Source organism: Bradyrhizobium brasilense (assembly GCF_029714345.1).
GTDB classification, from domain to species: Bacteria; Pseudomonadota; Alphaproteobacteria; order Rhizobiales; family Xanthobacteraceae; genus Bradyrhizobium; species Bradyrhizobium australafricanum.
Window position 1 is genome coordinate 6979604 of record NZ_CP121669.1, and the last position, 26735, is coordinate 7006338.

21 protein-coding genes are annotated in these 26735 nt (G+C 58.3%); 6 read left to right on the top strand and 15 right to left on the bottom strand.

The window, feature by feature from the left end; translation table 11 throughout:
• Nucleotides 1-166: 166 nt before the first annotated feature.
• On the bottom strand, nt 167-1153 hold the full coding sequence (locus QA635_RS32435; protein ID WP_283063708.1) for a pectinesterase family protein: 987 nt from the start codon (nt 1151-1153) through the stop codon (nt 167-169).
• 259 nt (nt 1154-1412) lie between these two features.
• Nucleotides 1413-2711, bottom strand: a complete 1299-nt coding sequence (locus tag QA635_RS32440; protein WP_283063709.1) for a glycoside hydrolase family 28 protein — start codon at nt 2709-2711, stop codon at nt 1413-1415.
• A gap of 1412 nt (nt 2712-4123) precedes the next feature.
• On the opposite strand from QA635_RS32440, the gene QA635_RS32445 reads away from it, so the two are divergent.
• Nucleotides 4124-4363 carry a hypothetical protein gene (locus QA635_RS32445; protein WP_283063710.1) on the top strand — a complete coding sequence of 80 codons (240 nt, stop codon included), beginning with the start codon at nt 4124-4126 and terminating at the stop codon, nt 4361-4363.
• Nucleotides 4364-5197: 834 nt separating this feature from the next.
• Here QA635_RS32445 and QA635_RS32450 read toward each other — a convergent pair.
• The 11 genes from QA635_RS32450 to QA635_RS41845 all read right to left on the bottom strand — a co-directional run bounded on the left by QA635_RS32450 (nt 5198) and on the right by QA635_RS41845 (nt 15793).
• The gene (locus QA635_RS32450; protein WP_283063711.1) at nt 5198-5767 is read right to left on the bottom strand and encodes a UPF0149 family protein; all 570 of its coding nucleotides are present in this window, start codon (nt 5765-5767) and stop codon (nt 5198-5200) included.
• A gap of 29 nt (nt 5768-5796) precedes the next feature.
• On the bottom strand, nt 5797-6465 hold the full coding sequence (gene tnpC / locus QA635_RS32455) for an IS66 family transposase (protein WP_283063712.1): 669 nt from the start codon (nt 6463-6465) through the stop codon (nt 5797-5799).
• A 77-nt stretch (nt 6466-6542) separates the two neighbouring features.
• Complete coding sequence (locus QA635_RS32460) at nt 6543-6842, bottom strand: IS66 family transposase (RefSeq protein WP_283063713.1); 300 nt, start codon at nt 6840-6842, stop codon at nt 6543-6545.
• 131 nt (nt 6843-6973) lie between these two features.
• Nucleotides 6974-7504, bottom strand: coding sequence for a copper chaperone PCu(A)C (locus tag QA635_RS32465; protein ID WP_283063714.1), 531 nt, complete (start codon nt 7502-7504; stop codon nt 6974-6976).
• Between the two features lie 725 nt (nt 7505-8229).
• On the bottom strand, nt 8230-10164 hold the full coding sequence (locus QA635_RS32470) for a CopD family protein (protein ID WP_283063715.1): 1935 nt from the start codon (nt 10162-10164) through the stop codon (nt 8230-8232).
• Nucleotides 10164-10523, bottom strand: a complete 360-nt coding sequence (locus QA635_RS32475; RefSeq protein ID WP_283063717.1) for a copper resistance CopC family protein — start codon at nt 10521-10523, stop codon at nt 10164-10166. The genes QA635_RS32470 and QA635_RS32475 overlap by 1 nt, the downstream gene beginning before the upstream one ends.
• A 14-nt stretch (nt 10524-10537) precedes the next feature.
• The gene (locus tag QA635_RS32480; protein WP_283063719.1) at nt 10538-11101 is read right to left on the bottom strand and encodes a hypothetical protein; all 564 of its coding nucleotides are present in this window, start codon (nt 11099-11101) and stop codon (nt 10538-10540) included.
• 81 nt (nt 11102-11182) lie between these two features.
• Nucleotides 11183-12427: a bacterial ammonia monooxygenase, subunit AmoB gene (gene amoB / locus QA635_RS32485; protein ID WP_283063721.1), complete on the bottom strand. Its 1245-nt coding sequence runs from the start codon at nt 12425-12427 to the stop codon at nt 11183-11185.
• Between the two features lie 25 nt (nt 12428-12452).
• Nucleotides 12453-13310 carry a methane monooxygenase/ammonia monooxygenase subunit A gene (locus QA635_RS32490; protein ID WP_283063723.1) on the bottom strand — a complete coding sequence of 286 codons (858 nt, stop codon included), beginning with the start codon at nt 13308-13310 and terminating at the stop codon, nt 12453-12455.
• Complete coding sequence (amoC, locus tag QA635_RS32495) at nt 13307-14224, bottom strand: bacterial ammonia monooxygenase, subunit AmoC (protein ID WP_283063725.1); 918 nt, start codon at nt 14222-14224, stop codon at nt 13307-13309. Before amoC ends, QA635_RS32490 begins: the two co-directional genes overlap by 4 nt.
• Before the next feature lie 591 nt (nt 14225-14815).
• Nucleotides 14816-15793, bottom strand: a complete 978-nt coding sequence (locus QA635_RS41845; protein ID WP_425249077.1) for a cell division protein FtsZ — start codon at nt 15791-15793, stop codon at nt 14816-14818.
• Nucleotides 15794-16156: 363 nt separating this feature from the next.
• On the opposite strand from QA635_RS41845, the gene QA635_RS32505 reads away from it, so the two are divergent.
• The gene (locus tag QA635_RS32505; protein WP_283063727.1) at nt 16157-16366 is read left to right on the top strand and encodes a hypothetical protein; all 210 of its coding nucleotides are present in this window, start codon (nt 16157-16159) and stop codon (nt 16364-16366) included.
• An 835-nt stretch (nt 16367-17201) separates the two neighbouring features.
• Here the strand turns inward: QA635_RS32505 and QA635_RS32510 are convergent.
• The gene (locus QA635_RS32510) at nt 17202-17981 is read right to left on the bottom strand and encodes a hypothetical protein (protein WP_283063729.1); all 780 of its coding nucleotides are present in this window, start codon (nt 17979-17981) and stop codon (nt 17202-17204) included.
• A 1294-nt stretch (nt 17982-19275) separates the two neighbouring features.
• On the opposite strand from QA635_RS32510, the gene QA635_RS32515 reads away from it, so the two are divergent.
• Together QA635_RS32515 and QA635_RS32520 are read left to right on the top strand one after the other, a co-directional pair.
• Nucleotides 19276-19509 carry a hypothetical protein gene (locus tag QA635_RS32515; RefSeq protein ID WP_155258794.1) on the top strand — a complete coding sequence of 78 codons (234 nt, stop codon included), beginning with the start codon at nt 19276-19278 and terminating at the stop codon, nt 19507-19509.
• A 434-nt stretch (nt 19510-19943) separates the two neighbouring features.
• Nucleotides 19944-20447, top strand: coding sequence for a hypothetical protein (locus tag QA635_RS32520; protein ID WP_283063733.1), 504 nt, complete (start codon nt 19944-19946; stop codon nt 20445-20447).
• 500 nt (nt 20448-20947) lie between these two features.
• On the opposite strand, the gene QA635_RS32525 is transcribed toward QA635_RS32520, so the two are convergent.
• Nucleotides 20948-21850, bottom strand: a complete 903-nt coding sequence (locus QA635_RS32525) for a hypothetical protein (protein WP_283063735.1) — start codon at nt 21848-21850, stop codon at nt 20948-20950.
• Between the two features lie 1091 nt (nt 21851-22941).
• Between QA635_RS32525 and QA635_RS32530 the strand changes: the two genes are divergently transcribed.
• Nucleotides 22942-23499 carry a calcium-binding protein gene (locus QA635_RS32530; protein WP_283063737.1) on the top strand — a complete coding sequence of 186 codons (558 nt, stop codon included), beginning with the start codon at nt 22942-22944 and terminating at the stop codon, nt 23497-23499.
• A 1621-nt stretch (nt 23500-25120) separates the two neighbouring features.
• On the top strand, nt 25121-25828 hold the full coding sequence (locus tag QA635_RS32535) for a glycoside hydrolase family 12 protein (protein WP_283063739.1): 708 nt from the start codon (nt 25121-25123) through the stop codon (nt 25826-25828).
• Nucleotides 25829-26735 lie beyond the last annotated feature (907 nt).

Sequence of the window (26735 nt, forward strand, 5' to 3'; positions counted from 1 at the left end):
GTCGACCTCTACTGAAGGGGACAGTAAGAAGCCGGCATGGCGCGACGGCCGGGCCCTGCCCCAATTTCAGTTGCTGTCGACGGGAGGTCCCAGCCCAAGGACGATCTCGCCCCCACTCTCGGCCCGAGAGCTGCGCAATAACGAGAAAACACTCGCCAGGGTTCCTCTATTCCGATCTGGAAGGTTCGCCGGACAGCCAATCTGTGGCACCTGCGAAGAACGCGTTCAGCGACCATTTCGCGGCTTCGCCATCGGTCAATTGGTGCGAATAAGGCTCGCGGCCTGCGGGATTGGCCCCGACACCGGTGGATTTGTATTCAGCATAGTAGGCCGTCCCCAGCGTATTGGTCGTGCCCGGAGTCCATTCGCGCCAGCCTTCCGCGACGACCGGTGCATCCATCTTCGTCGATAGGAACACCACTGTTGCATAGGGGCGCCAGGGCCGCCCAAGCGCAACATCCCGCGCGGCGGAGTCGGCAGTCAGTCTGCAATGATCGAACACATAGGCACTGTCCTCGTCCGGCGCTGCCTTGCTCTGCGCGGTATAGACGACCGCCTGATTGGCGATACCGTGCAACTCACAGTGTCGGAAATAGGCCTTGGCATTGCCGAATATGAAATCGACATGTCCCTCGATATAGCAATCTAAGAAGTACTGTCGCGACATCCGGCCATTCGGCCCCTTGGCAGCGAACAAGGTGTCTTGTGCGCCGAGCAGGCGGACGCGGCTGATAATGTCCCTGTCTCCAGTAACGGACAGTGCGACGGCCTGCGAAGCTGGATTGGCCGAATTGAGCGAGTAATCGTTTTGGATCGTCAAGTTGTCGAGCCGAAAGTCATCGCCTGAGGCGTCCAACGTCGCAGAACGGATGGTCCCTCCGACATTGATCGCACCGTCGCCGTACACAATGACCGTATCATCCGGCTTCCTGCCGGATCCTTTGATATGAACACCGGATTTGAAGACTTTGACCTTCTCGCGATAGATGCCCGGTGCGATCTGGATATCCCCGCCTTGCGCCGGCAATGCGTCAATGGCTGCCTGCACGGAATGATAGGCTGCCCTGTCGCCGTGCGAGACAAGAAGTGGCTGAGCATGGGCTACCGAGATCCAGAAACACCCAGCCAGAACGGTAGCGGGAAACACGGACATTCGCATCTGATCTCACTCTTACCGGGCTTGCTGCACACCGAGTGCGATCGTCCAAGATCCGTCCCGATATAGCAACTGAGGATCGTCAACCCATTTGCTCGCCGAAGTTGAACCCGCGCGTAACTGCCGCAACGTCCGATCACGGCAATACCTGTCAGGATGGCTACAACCCAGCGCCATGAACCGCATTCTGGTGATGCCCGTAATTCAGAGCCGCATCAAGGCAGACCTGACCAAGCTGAGGTCCCAGTTGTTGTGCTTACTGATTAACGTCGCGGAATGCCCTGGCGCACCCCTCCCAATCGCGCGGCACCGGTCCTCTCACTCGCCCGGGCAGCGGCGGCGACACGTCAGAATGATCGGCGGTCACATTGACATGCTCGAGCTGCCAGGTCGCGGAATCGGCAAATCGAACATCTTCGAGGGTCACGTCAAGCGTATGGCTCTCGTCTGCCCCGCGCATCAGCAGCGCACCGTTGTCGCCGCGCACATGGCGCAGAACGATTTTTCGATATAGCGGAATCCTCGTGCCTTGTGCGCGCGGATCGTACTTTGTATCGAACGCGACAGGCCATCGATTTCCCCGCAGACAGACGTTCTCGTAAGTCACTCGCTCGACCAATCCGCCGCGACTGGCATCGCTCTTGATGCGCAAGCCAGACGTCGTGCCGTCCAGGGTCAGATTGCGCACCAGTATGTCGCTGGCGCCGGAGTTCACCTCGCTGCCGATCGACATGCCATGGCCCCAGCCGAAATAATTGTCGATGACGGAAATATGGTGGGTTGCGCCGTTGTCGCCGGCCTTGATGGCCACGTTATCGTCTCCGGTGCGGATAGAACTGTGGGTGATGGTCACATCCTGGCTGGCGCCAGGGTCGATGCCGTCGGTGTTGCGGGCGTCGGCTGGCGCCTCGATCGTGAGGCCCCAAAACGTGGCGCCTTCGACCCGGTTCATCGCGATATGGAAATTAGGCGCGTTGCGCAAGGTGGCGCCAGCGACCGTGATGTCCTGCGCATGGTCGATCTGGATCAAACGCGGGGCGTTCTGGTGGCCACCCTCGACTTGCGCGCGGCGCGCCAGCTGCCACCAAGTTTCGGCACTGCCGACCATTGGCGTGCCGCCCTGGCCATCGATGATGCCATCGCCGTAGATGCCGCCGCCGCGCGTTTTGCTGAAGCTGATGAACGGGCGGCAGCCATCGCCTTTCCCGGCGATGCGACCACACTGCCCCCGACCCTTGTCGTAAGCAGCTGGTTCAGCGATGGCGAACAACGTTGCACCGCGTCCGATCCATAAGGTTACGCCAGATTTCATCTCCAGTGGACCGGACCGGAACTCACCACGCCCGAGATAGACCGCCGCACCAGCGGGGCACTGGTCGATGGCATCTTGCAGCCTGGCCGTATCGTTCTTGCCGGAGGCCACCGGGCGATCGCAGACCGTAGCAGGTGCAACAGGTTCGGCGACAATGCGGCGATCTTGCGCTTTTGCGGCGGGGCAAAGAAGCATGGAAGCAGCGATGAACAATAGAGTCCATGCGCGAAAAAGCTCTGTCATCGACCTCATCTCTTCGTCACGCGCATCCTGCCGCATGCTTTGTCTGGAACTAATCGCTGGCCACCCCGGCGCTTGCTTCACTGACTCGCGCAAGATGACATTTGTAAGACGCAAGTGAGAGTGGACCTCATGAGCTGACTTGCCAGCTGATCTCCGGTGCTCAGAGCGTGTGCTCTAATAATCATTCGACAACCGGCGGTCCTTCGATCGTATCCTGCGCGCGCGGGTCATCATCCAGCAGTCAACGAAGCTCTTCTGGAGACACCTTGCTCGGAATTGAAAATGAACGCCTCGACCGGCTGAGACTGGCAAGTTGCCGGATTTGTCCCCGAAAAACGGCGCGGGCTTATTGTCAAGCGTTCGGCGTGGCTCCCCTGGCCTTCCTATTTCAAATTCTCAATTCGGTTGTAAAATCCCAAGCTCAAGGATTCTCGAAAAGAGCGCCGCGTTGGCATTGGCGGGCCAACGCAATCCGCCTGGCCCGTCCACCTCCGAAGAATTCTGCTGGGTGATCTGATGTGGAAAAGCGACGTCAGCTGCCCTAATTGCATTCCGCGCATCGAACTAATATCCGAGCCCGGGAACAGTGATATCTATGCCCTGTTTGCGACGCTGCACTTGAACGCTTCAGCGGAGACAGGTTAATTGCATACCGTCTAACGGTGCAGCCGGAGTTCTCGCGGATCCTGAAGTAGCGGGGCCGCCAGCTGCGCAAAATCGACGGCCCCTTAGCCACTTGAAATGCCTCTTAACCGAAGTAGGCGGCAGCTATGCTGAGGAGTATGGCGACGCTACTTTGCAGCTTTGTGACGTCAGGCATCGGCTTCAGTCCCACGCCACGATTGGCTCTATTGCGGTGTTCGCGCGGGACGATCGCGGAGTGCGGCGATCAGCGAACCGTCGTCGGCGAACTGGTCCCAGATCATGATCCCGGCAAGTCCATGGTCACGCGCGTACATTGCCTTGCGCGCGATGGAGAGTGGATAGCGGCGTGAAATTGCTTCGAAGCCATGAGGCCCGGCGGCTCAGGTGCTGACTGGCTCGGTGTCCCTCCTGCGCAGCGCTCTGCGCGCTACAGCAGCTAACCGCCGACGATCGCGCCCCCGAATAGATAGAGCCATACTTGTTAGAAATTGAAGGATGCGAATTGAGCAACGAACTCACGCAATTCCACGCGACTGAGAGTAGGCAGATCCGTGCAAGCAGACCTGCCCTTACGTCTGAATTTCGTGCGAGTATGAGAAATACTGATCGGTTCCGAACACGGCTTTTCGGCAATACGTCCGCTTACATATACGGTTGCACTTCCGTGCCGTCGCGAGTACATAACCCGATTTGAATTTCGGTGTTACGGCTCGGCCCTGCCAGCCCGCGCTGAAATTCAACCCTTTCCATTCGAATCCGAAGAGCCCATGGGCAAGATCGAAACTCGCGTCAGTACTCGAGGACGTGCTCACGTCAGGTTAAGAAATGACGACATTCGCATTATTCGTCTGCTTGAGTTCGGCGCCTTCGAGCGGCGCTCGCGTGGCGGCTGGCGCTTCGGCACAAAAACGATCAGCGATGCCGTCGCCGAGCGCCTGATCTCCAGTGGTCGCGCGGAAATCATTGGCGATCGCCTGCAACTCACGCGCCGTGAGGCAGCAGAATGATGCTGGTCGCCGTGAGCGCCGCGACGAGGGTCTCGACGCCCAGTAGGCCTCGAAAATGCCGTCTGGCGCAGGCGCGAATTCTGCACCGATACCACTCGACAAGCGCAGACGCGGCGAATGGTAGCAGAAGGTGCCGTCGCACGGATAGGTCGTCGGCGAACGCTGGAAGCCCTTCCGACTGGCTCGTCGAGACCACCGGTAACGGCTCGATCGCAAAGCTGCCGAACTCCAAATGGTGACCTTTGCTTGAATTTAGACAGCGGTAGTTCGGCCCCACTTCCTTTGACATTCAAAATCTGGCGAGGAGCCACACTCAGTTCGCAAGGGCTCCCGGTTATGCCGGCGGGAGCGGCGTCTTGGGAACCCAGACCACACCGTGGCGCATCATCATCACTCGACGATGGTATTCTCGTCCTTGAAAGCAAACCTGTTGCGACAACGCGCTCGAATAATGCGCACCCGATCCGTCCGTTGTTGCGTCGTGCCGGTCGGCGACACCGTCGGCATCTGAAGAGCCGGCACCGATCGCCGGCGAAGCGCTGCGAGGCTGAATCATCGGATATCGGCGATGACGCCAGGATGGATCAGGCCCTCGTCAAACAGTTTTGCCAGCTGAAGATCTCGCCGGCAGGTCAGTACCATCCAGCCCTCTGCTCGACAAAAGGACGCCCAATGATCCGCCGCGCACGGCGCGGAACCGTCTGACAAAGGATCCCGTCAATGTTTGGCGCAGGAGAGGGTCGTCTCGGCGGCCGCACCTCGCGTGACCGCGAGGTCGCCTTGGGAGGCGAGCCGATCAGCCGTAAGCGGTATGAGCTACCACGTCCGTGGTGATCAGCGTGCGTAGCGGATCGGCATCCAATATTGGCGCAAGGCTTCGACGGCCGCTGGGATGTCGGCGTGAGCGATAGGCTCGCGACCGCTTTGTGGCGCCCCGAGCAGCGGACGGTTCTGATCGTCGCGACTGTGCAGCAGGATGGGTAGCAGCAGGCCGTGACTAACGTTGCCTGCGTCCAGCAACAGCGCCCACGCGGACAGTCTGAGCTGCATCGCGGCATAGAAGCCCTGGCACCAGGGGCGCGGATCGATATCGCCATTGAGTTTGCGCCGGTGCATCGGCTCGAACCGATCGGGCGCGGTCGAGAGGGTGTTGCTGATGTCGTTGTGGCGTAGCGCGACGGCTGATATCGCGGCGAACTCCGGCGTACCACCATGGTTGAAAGCGTCAGCGTCGATCGCGAGCAGTGGGCAGATCCAGTCAATCGGGCTCATTGACACCGGTCCGGCGACGATCGCGGCAGCATAGCCGTCGAGCATGGGAATGCTGGTGGCGGCAGGATGTCGATTGATACGAGCCTGGAGCCATCGCTCGAGCTCGGCAAGAGGCATCGCGGCTGACGCCATCGACGATGCTGATTTATGTCGACGCGGGCTCATGCGGCAGCCTGTGCGGCGCGTGGGCGTGCCGCCTTCCAGTTCCAGGCGAGCAGCTCCCGCAACTGATGGCTTTTGGTTCGCCCGGACACGATGCGCTCCAGCACATCGGTCAGGTAGGCCTGCGGGTCGAGCTCATGGAGTTTTGCCGTGTTCACGAGCGACGCCAGGATCGCCCAGCTCTCGGCGCCGCCTTCGCTGCCGCTGAACAATGAGTTGCGTCTTCCCATCGCAATCGGTCGCGTGGAACGCTCGACTGTGTTGCTGTCAACTTCGACACGGCCGTCGCGGAGAAACAGCGTCAACCCGTCCCAGTGATTGAGTCCGTAGTTGATGGCCTCCGCCAGCTTCGATTGGGAGAAGAGCTGGCCGACCATTGCGGTCAGGCGCGTCCTGAGCGCCTTCATCAATGGAGCGGACCTGGTGCCGCGGGTGGCCAGCCGCTGCTCGGCACTGCTGCCACGGATCTCTGCTTCGATGGCATAGACCGCCTGCAGGCGCTCGATCACTTCGCGCGCGAACGGCGACTGAGTCGTCTTATACACCTCGACGAATTTGCGGCGGGCGTGGGCGAGACAAAAGGCGAGTTGGATCGCGCCGCCATGATCGCGCGCCAGCGCTTTGTAGGCGGCATAACCGTCGACCTGCAGAATGCCGGAAAAGCCCATCAATTGTCCGGCGATCTCTCTTCCGTGCCGCGGCCGTTGGCGAACACGTAGGCAACCGCCGGCGGCGACGGCCCGCCCTATGGCCGGTCATCCATGGCATGCGCCCAGAACTGGCAGATGCGGGGGCGATGTCGTCCGGGATCGAGCACCGGCATCAGCGTCTCGTCGCAGAAAAGGCGCGGTGCAGCCTGGATCATCCGCAGCTGCAGTTCGTAGAGGCTCTTGAGCCACCAGGCGGCACGCTTGACCCAGCCGGCGAGCGTCGCGCGGTCGAGCTGGATGCCCTGGCCGGCCAGGATCTGCGCCTGCCGGTACAGCGGCAGATACCAGGCGAACTTCGAGACCACCACGTGGCTCACGAGTGCTGCCGAGGCCATGCCGCCTCAAGGTCCGCGACGACGGCTTCGACTGCAAGATCGATACCGCGCTTGAGGCAACATGATCGCCATCGCTCCACTCCCATTTCTCGTTTGCTGTCGGCGCTGTTCATCCCCCCTTTCCTGGCGCCTTAGTCGTGATGGTGATGGATTGGCCTATCATCTTCTTCAGCCAGACTCGCCGGCTCTATCATGAAGTTGATCGCTATCGTACCGGCCTTCTCGAATTCCAGCGTTCCTTTGACCATCTCTCCCTCTTTAAGTGCGCCGTGTAGTCCCTCAAACAGGATCCGCGCCCCATTGGGCTGAAGGCGAACGAAACCACCTGGCTCGATTGGGAAGCCCTGATCTTGCGCGGCAAACCTCGCTGGCCGAGCGCCTGCAACGGCTTTCTGCAAGATTCCTTTCTTGCCGGAAAGTGATGCCCCGAGCAACCGATCTGGCTTTGCGCCTCTGTTCTGGATTTCAACCACGTAGGCTGTCGTTGCGGCGTGGGTCATATCCTTGGCCGCGACCCAAGGATGTTGGATCAGGAGTGCTCCGCTCTCCAACTCATGACTGGCGGCGGCACTGCTGACCAAAGCCAGGATGGCAACAACACGGATCAACGGAAGCAACGCCGTTGCACTTGCCATCAACGTCGCAGGTTTCCAACGCATCATGGGCCTCCTCTGTTCTCGTTTGCGCTCGCCACCCCGTCTTCGGAGAAGGCGATCAGGAACGTGTGTCGCAATTGTCCTTTTTGGATCTTTCCGGTCGCTGCCATGGGACATTTCGGCAACGGAGTTGAGGGTCCTCTTTCGCCATCTTACGACTTTGTTCTTCTGACGTTCGAAATGAAAAGTGTTATGCAACGGGCGCCGTCCGGGCCCACCAAAACAGCCGAGGGGCCGATTATCGATGCAGGAGCTGCTCTCTGCGAATTGGGCATTCTCCGCCTGCTTGCGGACCGACAGATCACATGAGCAGAGGTGATCGCTGTATCCGACCATTATCACTCGCCTCAAAGCCTCGGTCATCAGACCATATGACCGTTTAGAGATCGCCGATGGACGCTTGCGGATGGAGTAGCCACGAAACGTCTGTAAGCACGGTCGGGGAGCAGCACGCTGGCGCAGGAATCATCAGCGCAAGTCCATCTGCGGTTCTGATTTGTAGACAGATTTGGCTCCCTGAAGACCGCCGAGATTGGTCGTGCTGCAATCCGCCGTATGACGCGGATCTTTTGTCATGGCCTGTCATGCCCTGAGATCTTGCCGGCCCCAGACCGCTCCCGTCACAAGTGATCGACGGGATGTCCCGAGTGAGTGTCATGCTTACCGCGAGCTTCAGTCACCGAAGCAAAAAGCGAGCCAGACGGCATGCGAAATGATAATCTACCTGCACACTAATGATCATGAATGCCTCTCTTGTTTATCTCTGGTTCGGCTCGAAGTTGCGTCATGGCTTCGACCAATTGGGAGGGCGAGGCCAACCCATCCGTCTCATCCGAACGCCAGCGCGCGCGCACGAACCCGAATCTATCGATGAGAAACTCGATGATCGATGGCGGCAAATCGTCGTCATGGGAGCCAGGGTTACTCATCGTGCGCCGATATAGATTCCATGCAGCGGCAATACGATGATCCACGTCGAACACGACACAGACATTTCTGACAACGCCGGCAGACGCGATCTTTTCGGAAGGAGACGGCAGCACCGCGACGATCACTCCACCTGCTCGCGCAATCTCGCGCTCATGTTGCATCAACTGATCGAGGTGCTGCATTCGAGCGCCATCCCGGAAGATCGACACCAGCTTTGCGGACCCATCGCTCCCCCCTTTCGAGTTCTCTGTCGGAGCAACGCCGCTGCACGTCGGAAAGTCGATCGCGTGCAGCCACGGCTGCCCCGCCGCGATTTCGGGGCCCAGAACTCTTGCTTCATAGCCAAGTGATAGAGCCATCACATACTCGACTACCCGCCAACGGTCCATGTCCGAGAGACGGTCGGCAAATCCCGGCATCGCCGAGGATGGGAAGCCATAGCTCACCCACCAGTACATGTCTCCCATCGTATGAGCGGTCGTGTGCGGCGCGGTGAGATCGGCAGGCGGCGGCTTCAAATCATTTGCCAGCGGGCCATCGCCTCTGCCCCTTTGGCCGTGGCATGCTACGCAATTTGCACGGAATACATCGTATCCCCGGCCGATTGCTTCCGCGTCATACGGCACTGGAACCGTCGCGTAGGTCGACGGATAGGCTGGGACTGACAACGCAGGCAGCGCGAAAGCACCTCCGACGCCAACTCCAGCGGCAGCAACAATCGTCGCCCATCGCCACATTCCCGCGCTGCCGAGCACAAAGGCGGCCATACTCGCCACAGACAGCGCAGCGCAGCCGCCAATGGCCGGAAGGCGACTTCCCGGAATCGTCCGCCACGCAACCGCTGGATCCAGACGAAACGAAAGCGGCCAGATTATCTCGACGTGTCTCGATGGAATCGCCTGAGACAGGCACCCTGCAAGTAGTGTGACCAGACATGCGAAGGCTAGCTCGGTCTTCAAGACCATCGCGAGCGGAGGAACTGATTTCTCGGACTTTAGCAGCGGCAAGAGCTTCAGCCGGACAAACGCCGCACAGATCAGGGCCACGCCGACACAAGCGAGCTTCCCCATTAAGAGCCAGCCATACTCAGTCGCCACCAAACCCGGCCAAGTCCCAACGTTTTCAATCGCTAGAGTAACGCCGGTCGCGACCACGAGCAACATCAGTGGCAGCGCAATGTTCGAAAAGCCGCTGAGCCGCTTCGACGGCCCTTCAGGCCTCGACGCTGACTGGTGAGCCATTGCGACAACGAGGGCTGACAGTCCTCCGAACCAGAGCGCTGCTGCAACAACGTGAGCTATATTGATCACGAGGTCTGCAATAGTCCCGCCTGCCGCCGAGTGACTCGAGAACAATCCCATTAGCAGCGACAATACGCCGGCAATCGCGGCAGGACCTGGCTTGTGCAGAAGTCGCAAGCTCGCGGCACCAACGAGCACGCATCCAAGCGCTGCAAGCTGAGCTCTCCCGAACCGGGTGCCAAGAATGATGAAGAGCACGTCGCTGAAGTTGATAGCCGAGGGCGGCTTACCAAGAATCGCAACGGTCCGAACCGTTAAGAACAGGACACCAAGGGCGAATCCTGCGAATGCTGCGGTGGAAGCGATCGTCGTGAAAAGCGACCGGGTGCGGCTTTCAAGTCCATCGCGCCACAGCGCCAGACCCGAGCAAACCCCGCCGAAAGCTGCCGTGGAGGCAAAAGCAGTCCCTCGCGCAAGTGAGAGGACTGTTTCCATCAAGGTTCCCAGTAGACGAACTTAAACTTGCCTTCCGTGCGATGCCCATCAATGGAGACAACGTTCCAACTGACGGTATAGAGCCCGGCAGAAAGATGGGGCGGTGAAATAGTCACGGTTCGTCCATTGTCGGCTAGCAAGGGCTGCGAAAGCCCTGACACGGCTTTATCATCGCGAAAGAGGGTGACATGGATGAGCAGCGGCTCGAGCGCTTCGGTGAAGGAGAGGACGATTTCCTCGATCGGCGCTGAAACTCGACTGCCATCTTGCGGCGTCGATCGCATGAGATGCGCATGAGAGAGGACTGCACTCGGCGTTCCGATCAGCGCAGCCATCAGCACAATCACGAACCTTTTCATTGAACTACTCGCCTTCACTTCTCGCTCGCCGCAGGTAGATCTTGTGCTATCGCGTATCGTTGCCAGGCCCATAGAAACGTTCCGATGGCGGCTGATACGAGGACCAGACACCAGGCCAAAAGGCGTATCAGACTCCAGCCTCGTCCCACGTCGAACGGAAATTTCGCCACGTTTCGCTCCCCATTCTCGATCGCCACCATCCCGATATATCTGCCGGCTTGCTCGAAATTGACGTCGATCTTGATCGTTCCGTTCGGATACTTCTTCGGTGGAATGTAGAGGATGCTGGATGGCGTGTTCATCGTGTCCACCGTTCGGGCGCCATCATCTCGAGCCAGATTCACGCTGACCGGGATGTCTCGAAGGGACTGGTCGACGAAATCGAGAACGATGATTGTTCGCCCGACCTCCGGTATGTCCTCACAAAATTCGGCTCTCGAGCTCTGCGGCTGATAGCCAGTAAAATGCATGAAATAGCTGTCCACTTTCAGCTTGCATTGGTCAGCCTCCATGGACACCGCTCCGTGCGCATGACCTTCGCGGACGGCGGCAGGAATAATGTGAGCGACCAGTGCCATCACCCGCGCAGTGCGGAACGCCCCTCTTCGGCTCGCAGCCGTTCGCGCCTGACGTCTTCGCGACATTCACACACCCAAGCCCTACTTGAGTTCGGTGAATACGGGCACGATTGGTCCGCCCATCTCTGCTATGACGCGTTCCCCATTGGGGGCATAGAGGAGCAATAACCCGCCGAACTTGGAGTCCACGTCGGTAAGGAAGCTGACAAGTCGCTCCAATTCCCACACGGCGTCCGCTGCCTCAACGCGCACCTCTCTCGTTTCACCGGGATTGATCGGCGTATCACTGCTGAGCTTAAGGCCCGTGCGTGCGATGAGGTCTCTTGGGTAGGACGGATCGACATTCGCCATCGCCACTGGGAGGCTCTGATTGAGGAAACGAATGTTTGCCGTCGTAAGCTCGCCAATCGAGAGAGGTTCTGACCCTTTGTTGGTTATCTGGGTCGCCAACCTCATCGAACGGCCCGGCACGTCATAGGTCGCCGATATGACCTTGATTTCTGCGTAAGCAGGGCTTGCCGCAAGCGGGGCGACCCTGTTCAAGCCGCTCTGGAGGGGCACATTGTATGGGTATTCCGCGCTCGCCCGGACATAGCCACCGAAGACCATGACAAGAACAATCGCCGCCACAATGATCCCAGCTCCAGTGTCTCTCAACGAAATCAACAAATCCTCCCGCCCCTTCTGCAGGACAAGCCATCGAGGTAGAATCAGCGGTCGAGCCAGCCAGAACGACAACCAAGCCGCAGCCACAGCCAGCCAAGCCAAATGCCATCCGACCGCATGAGCCAGCCCGAACGTCTGCAAGTCCTCGATCTGCAGACCGGTCATCGTCTTGATCGGAAATGCGAACGAATGCGCCTCACCCGAGATGTTTACCCATTGCCCCGGTCCGACCAACGGACCAGAGCCCTTGATCGAGATCGAGGGATGAATGTGGCTACTGCCCGGTGTGCGCCCCGCAAGAAGCATTCGAAACTCATAGTCTCGGCCAAGTTCCAGCCTCGCGAAAGACTGCCTCGCTGGCTCCCCATTGAGGTATGTTTCGATCCTGGCAATGGTCGGCCCGGGCGATATGCTTGATACGAAAACGATGTCCGGCGGGGTCACCGCATCCGGCCAGTCCTGCATCAACCTGAATTTTCCCGTCAGTTCGAAACGTTCGTTCACCTTCACGTCAGTTTTAGAGAAATGAACATCGTAGAACTGCACTGTTCTGGTCCTCAAGTACGGTTCCTGAGCGCGTTCGCCATGAGCCGCCGCATGAGACACGCCGGCGATGAATGCGACGCAAACGGCAGCGAATTTGATAAGCTTCAGCAGCATGCCTACAGTCCCCGTGCTCATGTCCTTAGGACGCGACGCTGCTTTTTATACCCATGAAGGATTTGACGACATCGCTGTTCTTGAGGAACGTTGCCTGGGACGCAAAAAGTCCAAGCCGCCACCAAAGCTGGTGCATGAATATGCAGATGAAGCCCGCGAATGCCGCCGATACCCAACTCACCGAGCTACCGAAAGTGCGGAGGGTGCCGCGCTCAATGATACGCAGATACTCTGGCATGTTCGAACGCGGAAACGTGTAACCGATCATGTCGGCCAACGATGCGACCATTCCCTGGTGCTCGACCGGGAGATAGAACGGAGCCAATGCGGAATAGTTCGATGGCCAAAATACGAAACCGAACGCAAAGCCGCCGATGATGGATGTGAACAGGCTATTGCGAAGGACGATTAAAGTCATATCCATCAACAATGCCCCCGCGAGCGCCTGTGACGGCACGCCTTCAGTGAAGGGGAAACCTGTCCATATCAACCAATTCGCGTAACGACCGATCCAGGTTGCAATGAGCAACACCGTTGCGCCAACCGTCGCACCGATCGGCAAACGAAAGTTGACCCAGAAGATCGCCTGCAGGGCGGCAGGAAACATGATCATGGAGACAGGCATGACCAGGGGCCAATACTGCCGGTCTTTCCAGTCGACATACATGTCCCAATCGCCGACCGTGAGCATAACATGCAGATGGATTGCTCCCGCAAAGATAGTCGCCATAGCCGCCACGACGAGGACATCGAACAGGCGAGAGTATCTGGCTGCACTGGGCGTTAGACCAGAGACAGAAATGACCGTCTCACCCTTCTTGTCCTTGAAGCGGGTATTCTTTTCCGCACTCGCCACCGCATCGATGTCGGCCGTTGAGGTCACTCTACCCTCGCCGCTGGGGTTGACTTACTCTTCCCGGAGATAGATCGCCGTCCAGAAACGGTCGTTGGCTTGTATCGTTGTCGTTGCGCTTCCGGACCGCACTTTTCCGACGCGTCGCGGAACGGGTTCGCGTCCGTCGGGCTTCGCGCAGCATCCTGCTTGAACACGAGTGGTATGAGTTCTCTCAACCGTTCGACGATCTGCATCAAAATGCCCGCCAACGCGAGTGCACACCATCCAAGAACGACGAAACCCCAATGCAGCGGATGCGAGAAGATTTCCTCAGTCAGCCAGTAGGCATGTCCCCATTCGTTGAAACCGAGATTCGGCAATATGAGGAAAGGCCCCACTACAGCAATCACATGCATAAGCGAGACCCCCCTGCAGAAGGCCGGGATCCGGGTCATCGCGTAGACAAAGCTGCCGATCCCAAAGAAGAGATAGATCGGGATGGTCGCATAGAACAGAATGATGTGACTGGGGGTGAGCGGCGTGTCCCTCAGGGTCGTCTGATGCCAGACGCCATCTCCATCGGCGAAGAAGCTGCCCGTCCAGAAGATACAGAAGCTGTACACGACGAGCCACATGGCCAGATAGAAGTACCTGCGCAACTCGGTCTCGGGTGTGACGGTCTCAATGCCTCTGTCACGCGTCAGGAAGAGGTACGACCAGCAGAGCACGCCCGCGCCGTATAGAACTGGCAACTCGATTCTGAAGAGCGTCATCCAGTATCGGTCAAATTCCGGCGAGTTCGCATCGAGCCCCATGGAGAAACCAAAAGCCTGCTGATACAGACGCGCGCTGACGTACAGAATCGTCAGCGCGACCATCGCGAACGCGAACAATCCATAGTCAATATCAAAGGTCTTGATGACCGTGACATTCGCCCTGCGAGGTAACGCATCGCCAAACATTTTTGCTTCTCGACTTTATCCTAACAAGTATCGACGCAGAGGCACTGACTGATCAGCTGGGGACTCCAAAGACGCATAGCCGCTCAGCAGGGACCTGCCACTTCGGCCTGCACGGCGGACCCGCATTGATGCGGCATGCCCGGCCTGATGATGGAGTTGCCAAGCCGTCTGCAGCCGGCCAAGGATGAGTGCGTATCCCGCTCGGTCATTCAGTGCGTCTCCACGCGTAAACATCCTACCCCTGCAGATAGCCTGAGGACGTTCGGTCAGATGGAGATCGCCTCGAGCAGGCGGTTCTGCATCCTCCTAATCTGCACGAGGTGACCACAACTTCGTCGTTCAGTTTCAGTTCTGCCTACTTCGTCCATCATCGCCTTACTCAACCACCGACGAGGCGGCTTGAGCAGCTACCAGATCAGGTAGTGTCAGACCACGTCGGAGCCTTGCAATCCTGACGGCCATTGACGCCCTTCGCTCCAACGGCGTTTCATGCCTCGCACCCACGTGGACGGTCGACATGGCCGATGATGAGAATGATCGAAATGTGATCGGAATGTGAAAATGTTCAGCTTGGCCAGCGCGGCCTGGAGTTCAAGCCAACTCTTCGTGTGAAGCTCGCACCACGCCATCGATCTTGAGCATATCGTGTCCATTTAGTGCCGCGCAGTGGTCCGCCGCATTGGAGGCAGCGGGTGGGCTTCTCATCGCAAATCGCCGCACTAACAATGGTGGCAACCTAAGAGATCCCCTTTTGTGCCCACGTGGAAAGCCAGCGCGGGCCACCGGCCACACCAACGCTCCAAGCCGAGCGGCTCCGCGAGCATCAGGAGCGTGCGCGCGAAACGCCAAAGGTATTTGGACGAAGACATAAGCCGACAGATCTGCGCACCAGGCAGTTACAACGGCTTGCGTTCGTACTCCCAGATCGGAGTTGCCGATCTCTTGGGGAGAGCGCGCCATCGGGCGGCACGCCGGCCTTTCCATAGGCGGCAGCGGTGTGCTACGCGCCATCAGGGCGGCGATACGACAACTCGTTGCCCCGTCTATCGGCGAAATCCGAAATGGGCCTTTCGCCGCTTGTATTTGGCACGATGGGTCGAAATTATCGATGCCAGTCTCCACCACCGAGACCCGGTCCGCACCTTCCAGCCGTTCATCGAAAGTGGCGCCGACGATGATGTTGGGATCCTGGTCGGCCTCTTCGCGAATGCGGCTAGCGGCTTGATCGACCTCGAACAGTGTTAGGTCGTTGCCGCCAGTGATGGAGATGATGAGGCCGCTAGCTCGCTTGATAGTTGGGTCCTCGATCAACGGGTTGGAAATCGCCTCTACAGCGGCCTTGAGCACATGCGAGGCGCCGGAAGCCTCGCCCTTGCCCATCATGGCCTTGCCCTTCTCCTGCATGATGGAGAGAACGTCCGCAAGATCGAGGTTGATTAGACCCTCTTTGACTATAAGGTCGCTGATGCAGGCCACACCCGAATGAAGCACTGTTAACGGCGTTGCCGCCGGCGCCGCCCACACGCTGATGCGCGCTTTCAGCTCGGGAACATCGGTGATGTTGATCATTTCCGCCTCATGATTGCGTGGGATATGAAAGGATCCGAATTGCCACTTACAAACCTTGCGATCTGCTGTCCGCGGCTAGATGGTCCGGTGGGCATGGACTTGTCCGAGGCTGTAGATCGAACCGCCAGCTTGGACGCCGGCTCGCACAGAGCCTTCCGCCGCACCGCCATTCTCCGTAGCAGCCGAAGCCTAGCGGTCGCCCTCAGCACGTCAGTCAGCAGGCGACCGGCACGCCCGCCGCGCCCGAGATCTGCTCGATGACCGGCTGCGGCCCTCTCGAGCGGTACGATCTCTCTCTCCCTACAATGCCACATGCTTTCCGCGCAGGGATGCCTGGCGATCGACCCCCACTCGCAGCGGCCTATGCTCTATTTCAGCGGGATTGACGCTCCCGGAACCGGCCATTTCATCCGTAATGAAGTCATCCTTTCCGAAAAGCGCGAAGGGCACGATTGGAAGCCGCAATCCTCCTTTGCCAAGCTCATCGCCGCGTATGCACCCGATTCTTGGTTTGACCTTCACCCGACGGATCAGAAAGCATCCGAGGGCGCCCGAAAATCATTGGCAAAATGAAAGCGGGCTCCTGCGATCAGGTTGGAGACTCCAGCGACAATCAGAGGTTCTTCCGCATATTTGGTGCTACATGAGCGATCGGGGTTGGATAGGTTGCCCGGTCGTTCTCAAGCAGCCAGGAGGACGCCCCGACGCAATACGAAGTCTCACCCTGATCGCCGCCGCGCAGCTTGAGGTCGGTCCGCACCCTATCACCTCCTCTTGGCGGGACTCGGGCGCATGTTGACTGGTCCCCCCGAGACGTTTGCTGAGATCCAGACGGAGAATCCTTTTCCGTCGACAGTTCGCTTGCGCCTGATCGCAGCACTCGAGAGGCTAAGCGGGGACGGCCAGGAAGTCCTCGACCATCTTCGCTGTGAGTGGAGTGATCTCGCGCCACGTCTCAAACCAGCCGCCGAGACCTGCGAGCGCCTATTTGCGTACCCAATTTTTTCTCTGAGGAGGAGCGAATAGAGATTGAAGACATAGGCGTATGACTGACGTTAGCCTCAGGCGGTGGTACGCAACCGTGCGCGGGCCGAAGATTTCGATAAACAATATTCTCCTAAGTGTCGCATGGACCATAAGCTAACAATGCATCGCGTTCTAGCCGCCCAAGCGAAAGGCGGGCGGCATCGGGTGTATAGTATAGCTTAGCGGCAGAGCCGGCCGCTTGCTTGAAGACCTGGTCGTCAGTTCGACCCCGGCTACGCCAACCAGCTCAATCATCAGCTCTTCAAAACGGGGCTTAAGTATGCGCACCGACACCGTACTTCTCGATTACTACGGCTATCGGATAACATTCCGCCTATTCACGTACCGCTTGGTGCCTCGCTAAAATCGTTCGGCTGCACCGCTATACTTCCCGACTGGAGTCCCGCCTCCCCCTCTCCATGTGCAAGACGTTCCAAACCCTGAGGGCTCGCAGTGTGAGGCTGGCACCGGCAAGTTGTTTCCAGGACTTCCGCACCTCGATCCAGCGGCTTTTTCGAGCGGGCAAGGCATCAAGCACTTTTTTGGCAATCGGAGCCAGGTGCGCAGCTTCGGAGTTCGGGTCCCGCTTGGCATCTTCAAGAATTTTAAAAGCGACCCTTTCGGACCGCGTCCAACCCGACTCGGTGAACCTGCTCTCCGCGAAATACTCAAAACATGTGCGGAACGTCAAAGCGCGACCAATGACCGTATGGTTTGGTAGTCCCGCTTGGCTCAGCCACCGCCGGAGATACCCACACCTCTCTCGGCTCCCATTTTCGGGAGGACCGCGAAATTCGAAGCCCAAAAGCATCGCCATGCCAGCGATTTCGCGTCGTATCTCGTCATCCTGCGCTTCGAACCAATCCCGGATTAGCTGTAACGGCGTCGCCGGCGGCTTCACGATCGATGCGGTAGCGGTGCGGTGGAACGAGACCACGTTTTCCAGCGGGGGCATGCGCGGCCATGGCCTTCCATCTGCGTCCCACAAGACCCACCGCGCTGCAATCGTTTTTGCCTCTTCGGGAGAGTTGGTTCGCCAAAGCTCCTTGAGCGCCTCATTGACGTAATATGAGACGTCAGCTTTCAGGCCGCATGTACGTGCTATTGCTGCGAGGCGTCCGGCGTCAATGAGCCGCGCCGCGAAGTTATTCTCTGCGTTCATTTGCCGAGGCCCTTCATGTCCTTCCTAGCGCGCCCCGCTATTGGCTCTTCGGCGGCGTGATACGAGTCCGCTGGGATCTACACCAGCAGGCGCCCTCTGCTGCCTAAGTTCCAGCGATTCACCAACTTCAGTAGCCAGCCATGGCCTCAACTTGCGATCGTGGCCGTGCCCACGTGAGGGCACCCTGGGCATTCCGAAGGCCTGCATTCTTCGTGCCACAGTAACAGTCCGCGATTCGTTGGGTCCGCTTTGTTTGCTTTGCGACTTGGGCCCGTCTTGTTTCATTCTATTCATGGACCATCCGTGGCAACTTCATGTGCCGCCGGAAGGTCATCGATTGCGCAAGCGTTTTTCAGCAAGTTCAGACCCGTATGAAGGCTAGGCTCCGTGCCGGCGTCATCGACGCCGTTGCGACGAATGGGCCGTCAGATCTCGGCTTAACTTCGGGGGCACATGCGACCAAGGCCTCGTGTTCCGTGAGGGAGCATGCTTTCTCCCGGTTCGCTCTGCCGAAGAATGCCGCAGATACCCCAGCATCCTCAGGCAGAGTAACCCGTTCTTTCGAGGCAGAACCCACTTCTGGCACGCCCGATGGCGATCATTTCAAAGTGCTTTCCTCGCTCATTGAGCAATAGGAGGACGGGCATTTTTCCACCGCACACGGCGTTCCGGTCGTGTCCTCCATCTTGCGATTGTGTCTTGGGCAAATCTCGATCCGCACTCGGCTATCCTGTCGGGCGCAATCGCGCGTCTGATATACTGAACCGAATTCGACCTCGGATGCTGGAAATGATGCGCACCATTAGCAAGGAGTGGAACATTCCAATTGACGCCCTGATGGCTCAATACGAATCGGCCAGTATACGCATAAATTCTGAGGGCCCGCCTACGCGGGGCCTTCATCATTCCCGTACGCCTTCCAGATATACGTGAGCGGGTCACGCGCGATATGTCACCCGCTCAACCTGGTTCGCTGACAAGGCCAGCGCTCAGCTTCGCATGGAGCTTATCCAGCAGCGCATCTGCGCTTTTGTTGATCCTCCGGTCGATCGGGTCGATTTTCAGATCTGCCATCTGATACACATGGGAGGCAGACAGATGTCGACGCCGGCCAGTGCGAAGTGCCCAACCGCCAGCATTTTCTACAAGGACGTGTGCACTCATGGTCCTAAAACGCCGCGGACCGTTCCCAAAACGAAGGGCCCCCGCCGGATACGAGGGCCCTTACAGAACTTGGAGGAGGAGAAGTCTCCAAGCCCTATGTTGGCGACTGCAAACCTGAAGACGATACCCATTGATCGATGTCAGCTGCGATCTCCGCCCTCCGCGCACGCTTCAGCAGCTGGTCGCGCTCGACGCCTGGCGGAAGCCGCGCTGCCTTGTGGAAGATATCGTCGGCAAACGCATTGAGCCGGTCCTGCAGCGATGTGGTTTGCTTCGCTCTATTTCTGGTTTTCTTCATAAGGTGCTCCGTATTTTCTCGGGAGCGTTGAAAGCTCACCTTTGCGATGAGCGTATGAAGTTATGATGATCGTTTCCACAACTTAGGTTACGACCGCGATAATCCTTTGGGCGCACTCGCGCGAAGAAGACTTCGGAGGTCATGTCCGCGGCATTCGATTTCCGTCTGTAAAAATAGGCTCTACCCAGGTCGCTTTGCGCTTCTTGAGCGGCTTACTCAATTTACTTTTTGGACTAATTACACTGTCCAGCGCCTTGCGACGCTTGCTCGACGTCGCCCGATTTCAACCGGGCGCGACTTTGCCCATGTGGACCAGTTCATTGCCCTCCTGTTTTCCGAGATTCGGCGCGACGACACTCGTGGGGCCTTTGATAAACCCGATAACCGGAAACTCGCCTCCGCCGGACGGCCTTCGCTGTCAGCCAGGCTTCGTTGCGGTCGGAGCGGTACGGCGCAGTCCATCTTCTTCGAGATAATGCCCTCGTATTGAACTTCGCCGCGTGTTCGAACAGCTTCTGTCCATCACCCTCGACATGTCACTGAAAAGAAACCGGCGGCTCGAGCTGGCAGGTGTCGAAGAGTCCCTGCAACATGGCCTTGCGCTCGATCAGCGGCGTCGTCCGCACGTCCTAGGCGTTCACCCACAGGAGGTCGAAGGCGGAGTAAAGCAAACGATCCTGGCTTTCCGGGCGAGCTACGGCCTGCAAATCTCTGCAATTAGTCCGCCCCTCATGGACGACCGCTACCTCGCCATCAACGATGGCCGGGCCGGGAACGTCGAACGCCGGGGCGATGAGCGAGAACCCTTCGTCCTGTTGAGACAGTTACTCGTGGAAGCTTTAGCCCTTTCGCTCCGAGAGCGCTGCGCCGGAGAACGGAACAGCGGCGACAAATCGCGCATCAACGAGATGATCGACAGCTCATTATTCCATTGGCACGACGCGGAACCTTATCGCCCGCCGGGCCTCGGTGCGCGGGCGAAGGACAGAAACGTTGGTCGATAGCCACGAGCGGATACGGCAGGCCGCCGGCGCATCCACACTACTGTTGAGTTCGCTAGTATTGGCCGCCTTAGGTGTAGTCGCGAATTCACTCTTTTTCCCACCAACTTCGGGCTGGAACTAGTGCATCCGGCCGATCGAAGCCCACAACAAGAGGGTACGTGTTCTGTGTCCCTTGCCTCGAACTGGATGGCCCACAGGTGTAGATGTGATGCCAGGGCCGAGCCCGATCGCCGAACCGCTATCCGCCGAGAGCAATGGCGGCCTACTCGAGACTTACTCCACCAGCGAACACGCCACCGGCGGGCACTGATGGTACAATGTGTCGAAAGCCTCGCGCGACGGCGACGACTATCGCGTCACGCCGAGAAGTCGTTCAACACGAGCTCGGGGCCAGGCCGACTATTACATCGTGCAGACGCGCCCCCCGCGCGCCAAGGACCAGGCCGACATCATCTCTTTCGAGATCGGCAGGACAAATGTTCCTGCCGGATCCTCCTCACTCATCCTTCCGTCTCCGGCTTCTTGTATGGATTCGGTTCGCTAGCGGTCCGATAGTCATCCAGATTGCCGCCCAGGAACAGTACCTCGCGCTCCTCGGTTGGCGTATCGCTCACCCATGCCAGATCGGGTTCATCATTCTCAGTCCCGTCCTCAAGTATCTCGACGATCTGTTCGGACGTCCAGGTAGCGGCCCTCGGCACCGTGTAGGTGTGCAACTCGTTCGCATTTTCCGCGATCGCTTTCGCGCCATACTCGTTGGCATCGTCCGGCGAAAGCAGCAGTCGCGAGGCGTCCTCGGACAGTGACACAAAGGGCGAAAAATTTGTGTCCCCCCTCATGTGCCCTGCCGCCGTGCGACCCAGATCAAGTCGTTGCCCTCCCCAAATATTCCAGGGGGCGTGCTCGTAACGCAAAGACGCCATGAAACGCAAATGGTCCGTCGCGCTCTGATGCTCCAACGCATGCGGCTTGCAATGGGCGGCGTGGTCTTGAAAACGTTGCAGCTGCACATACGACGATGCCATCCTGTCATCGAAAATGCCGCTGCGATCGACACTGCCGGCTGACGGCCCAGTCGCAGTTGGCCACTTTGCCGCTTGTTGCGCAGCCAGTTCGATCTCCCGTCCGAGCGCCCCGACGTTTGCACAGGTCAGCGTTGCGGCTAGTTGAGCGCGCGTTTTGACAAAGGATTCAGCCGCGCACCTTTCGCTACCTTGGATAGCCCGCGCTCGCTTATTGCCGTCCGTCACAATCCCGGACGATCCAGCCTCCAGTGGAGCTGCTGTTTGGTGAATTGGCTCAATCTGTCCAAGCTGCTGCTCAAAGTTTGCTCGCCCTGCCTCTTGCGGCTCGACGAAGCACGTGCGAGCGGCGGATAGGTTGATATTGTTAGATGGATCCATTTCATTCTCCCTTGACAGCCTTACCGTCAAATACGCGAACTGTCCCTACGCTAAAATTGCGGGAACACCGGCTTAGGTGCTCAGATCTGATGCGCAGGGCGCGATTGAGCAGAGAACACCGCGACAAGTTACGTATGCTTGTGTTCTCTTTCTGCCAATTCTCTTCAGCTGCACCATCACGCTGTGGTAGTTTCGGTCGGTTTGCATCGGTATGGTCGAAAGTTAAACCCCCTCCCGCTCGCCGGGCGGAGTTCGGGTAGCAGCAAACGTGCTGTTTCTGGGAGGGTGCGCGCTGTCGTAAATGCAGCCGCCGAGATATAATGCCGAGCGGACACACCTGGAATTCGTTCTCAGAGGTTACTTTCATAATCATGGCCGCGCGCGATCAAGCAAGGCGTGTCTGCGGTCTGACGGCGCGGCATTCTCGCCACGTGCGGTTGCAATCCATCAGGCGCTGCTCGAAGCTCGAATGCTCCCGGGTGCATAGCGTAGTGCGTCCGCGAGACGTCTGGACCATCCAACGGTTTTGTCTTCAGGTCGGACCATCCCAATCCGTCAGTTTGACGTCGCTTTGCAGGGACAAAATACTTCCACGTTTCCAGTCTAGCCGATTTAGCTGTCGAGAAGCTGACGCGCCCCCTCACTGCCAGGTGCGACTCATCGAAGCGTGCGCCGCATGGCGAACGGCATTGCAAAAACGAACAATTATGGCACCGGAACTTCTCGATCTTTGATGGTCTGGAATTGCAGCACTTCCGGTGCCGCCGCTAGAATGATTTGGTGCGCTGGACCGCCAACAGAAGCCATCCTCGCAAAAGTCCAGTCTGCCACGTGGAGAGAACAGCGCCCAAGCATGAACTTGCCCGGTTGCCAATAGTGCCGGTCTACGTGATCAAGCCTTCGCCGCTTACCCGGATACGACCGGTGTTGTCCTGTACACCTGCGTCTCGCTACTTCGCGTACCAATTTTGTTCATGCGGCATCAGAAGTGTGAGCCGCCAGGCTATCGAAACCACTTGCACAACGGCTCGCCATTGCATGACGTGTTGCAACGGCATAGCCAAGTCAGGCTTCCGTCAGATCTGACGTGTATGTCGATCAGCGCGAGCCTGATCACATCCGCGACGGCTCGCCTGGCAAACACGACGAAGGAATATGACATGGCATTCCGCGGTACGAACACCAACGATCACATCGTTGGGACTGCTGATAGCGACTTTATTCAGGGTCTAGGCGGGAACGATTTGATCTCCGGCGGTGGGGGCGATGATGAGCTGGAAGGCAATCAGGGAGCCGACACAATCCATGGTGGTGCAGGCGACGATTTTCTATACGGCGGTCAGGGCAACGATGTTCTGTTCGGCAATCAGGGCAACGACAACTTCATGTTCACGAGTGGGAACGGCAAGGATTTCGTGATGGACTTCACGGTGGGAGATAAACTGAATATTGAGGACGGGATCAATCACACCGGTATTCATACGCTTGCCGATCTTGCCAGTCACATCAAGGCGGCTGGCCCTGATACCACGGTCGTTGATCTCGGAGAGGGCAATTCGATCACGCTCTCACATGTGAATGCCGACGATGTTCTGCATCACCCGGACAATTATTTCTCAATCATGCATATCACCGATCAGCCCACCTGATCCTCGCGGTTGTCCTTGTCGGCCGGACATGGCGCAGGGGCACGGCGATCCGCCGTTGGCACGCCATCCTGCCGCCGGGCAACGGCCATCGCCCTCGGCCGACGGTCAAACATTTTCCCAATGAGCAGAAACATGGCGATCAGGGCGGATCGCCATGTTTCCGCAAATTAGCATGTAGCCTGGTAGACACCGAGGGCGCCGATGGCGTTCCTGCACCGGATCAATGCAGTGGTGCTGGAACCAAGCGACATCTCGTCGCCATGCGAACGGCTGACCTCAGTTGGCGCTCGCGGCGGGCGTCAGGTCTGCCGCTCAGCAAAGCCGCTGCGCAGGGCTGGATCTCTTTCGTTGTTGCACATGATCGCCATCCCCTTCAGGCCGTGCGGAATTTCGTGGTGTCGAGAACGCGAAGGGCGAATCGTGCAAACTGACTGATCACAGCTTGCGCCATGGCGGAACCGCCGCGGGAGCGGCACGCCAGCGGGCTTGATCTGGACGGCGCTCTGCCCCCTCACTGTGAATGTGATCACGAACGCATTGGTAGCGGACGAGGGTGGCGGTGGCAATGAAAAGCGCTTCAACGAAAGCGCGCGTGCACGGCATACGCCTATGTCTTCGCTCTCCATTACAGCCTGCCTGGCGGCCTTCGCCGGAGCGACACCGATAACCTGTTCGAGGCACCAGATTTTAGCCAGATCATCGAGCGCATGAACGGAGCGAGGGCTTCTGCTTTTACCGGATGTGTGATCTGGCCCCACCAAAATTGCGGCGTCACGTATCGTAGGTTCACGGCCGAACACTCGCTTCTAAAGACGATATGTTCAATCTGTTTGCCCCCCGCGCGTTCATTTTGTTCGGCGAAGCTGCTATCTCAGCCTGATCGTCGGCGGCAAGCCAATCATGCTTAGCCAGCTCGGCTACGAGAGTGGAGCGGATAGATTGCGCTTCTGGGAGGCATTGCCGAGGGGTAGCCGTTCTTCGCTCTTTTTTCCGAACGAGTTCGGCTGATTGCCGAAAAGGAGCAGCTAACTCAAGACTTTCCCATGCGGCCCGACGACTTCTCATCGCATTCCGATTCGAACGTTGCTTCTGCATCGCGCTCTTTCCACCTTCGGCTGACCGCTACATCTGCGCCGGTAGCTACCCCACCTCGGTTAGTCCTTTTCAGTCGAATAAAGACCGATGAACGATAAGGGTGTCGCCGGTTATTGAAATTGGAAGCAGCCACCAAATTTGCAGGCTCCGGCACATGAAATGCGTGCTCCCACTCCTTGTTGGACGTTCGCTCCGAGTATGTTCGAACGAGGCTGGCCATCCAAATGGAGCGTTCTCATCCGAGACGGAAAACCGGCGCGGAGTTCACTTTTTCGTCTCGAACTCGTCAGCTTCTCGAAAGCCAACCGTCCTAGCATTCGAGCCCAGTCTCTAGCTATCGACGCCGCCTGCGACTGAACCGGCCACGAACCCTGGGGGTACGTGCTCGGCGGGTCTGCAGCAGACTTTGTTCTCAAAACAGATAGGAGACGCTTTGGAGATCAATCGGATAAGTGGTGCAGGTTCGCCAGGGTCCCCAACGGGAAAGATCCAAACACAGACGGATCAGGACCGATTTACGCAGGTCGTGAATGAAGCCAGGCCATCATCAGTTGGCGCGCCAGGGTCGGCGAAAGCTCCGATTTGGAGGTCGAGCGCTCCATACGGTAGCTTTTCACTCGGTATCCACTCTTGGAACAACGACGTATGGGGGGCGGGCGCTGGGCCTCAAACGATTTCAGTGAGCGCCGCCAATCAGTGGGACGTGTGGTCGAACCAGCCTAACACTCCTGGCATCAAGAGCTATCCGCACGAGACTTTCAACGTCGGAAAGCCGCTCAGCTCCATCAAGAGTTTGACCTCGAGCTTCAACCAGCAAGTGCCTACCGGCGGCGCTTGGGACACCGCCTATGATATTTGGGACACCTCAAACGAGCACGAAATCATGCTCTGGACAAACTACACCGGAAATCCCGACGGTGGCGGCAACGTTAAGCCAATCTCGTATCATTACGCTCCTTCGGGAGCCGCGATCCCGGTCTACAGCAATGTCGACATAGGTGGAGCGACCTGGAACGTGTTTGAAGGCTTCAACGGTCACAAGGTCATCTCATTGCTCCGCACCTCGAAGACCAACAACGGCACGGTGGACATCAAAAGCGTCCTAGAGTGGATCAAGTCGAAGGGCTACTTTGGCGACATAAAGGTTGGTGGTGTCCAATACGGTGTCGAGATTACTTCTTCACCAGGAGGAATGAACTTCAATTTCAACAACTGGGCGGTGACCTCGAAGTGAATGCTCACGAGCTGTGAGCTGGCCTGCAGTCATGCCATTGAGCCGCGCCGACTGACGGGCTCAGCTTGCCGCTTACTTTTAAAAGGTCTGACTCCAGTGACACAGCCAGCAGGGATGCCAGAACGGAACAGGATCTGGCACAGTTGCCACATCGGTCAACTGGCTTCTGCCCCAACAGCCGCACCAAGAGCAGCACCAGCGGCACGACATTGGGGCCAGGCTTCAATGCCGTAGCCAAACAAAGGTCCGACATAGACTTCGGCGGCGACGAGCCGGGGCGAGCCCGCAACACTGCTTCGGACAATGAAGATGAAGAATGTCGATCATTCGCTTGGTCAGCTGTAACGCTTCAGCGTATCGCTTATGGCTCGCAGAGCAGCGGGACGCGGTCATGCGGTGGAACCAACCGCCTGATGGCGTCTTCTTACCGCTTACAAAAGAAGGGCCGCCCACGTTGCCGCAAGCGACCCAAGTCTAGGGAGGAACGCCCAAGGAGGGCAGCGATAGCGGGGCGCTACCGCGCATCCTGAAAATAAGACCATCGTATCGGCGGCTCAATTGAACGTAGGGAAACGCCGGGCATCTAAAGGGGGCATGGAACGATACGAAGGTTTATGGTGCCCGCTGGTGAAGCCGACCACCTCCGCACCAAGCGCAGGCTGTCATTGCCTATCCATCACATTGAGCGGCGGCCAGAACTTGGTCACCGAGCCGTGGCTGGCTTGCCTTGCATTGTTCAAACTATATCGGTGAGAAATTCGCGATGAACCTGCCCCTGGACTTAATCCCGTTACCTCCGCAGGACAGCCAAGCCCGAGGCTGCGCTTATCCTCGTCGGTCAAAGAGCTTGCTGAACGACTGGTGTGGAATGATGCCATCGGGAGGTGACGACCAACCGATTCCTAAC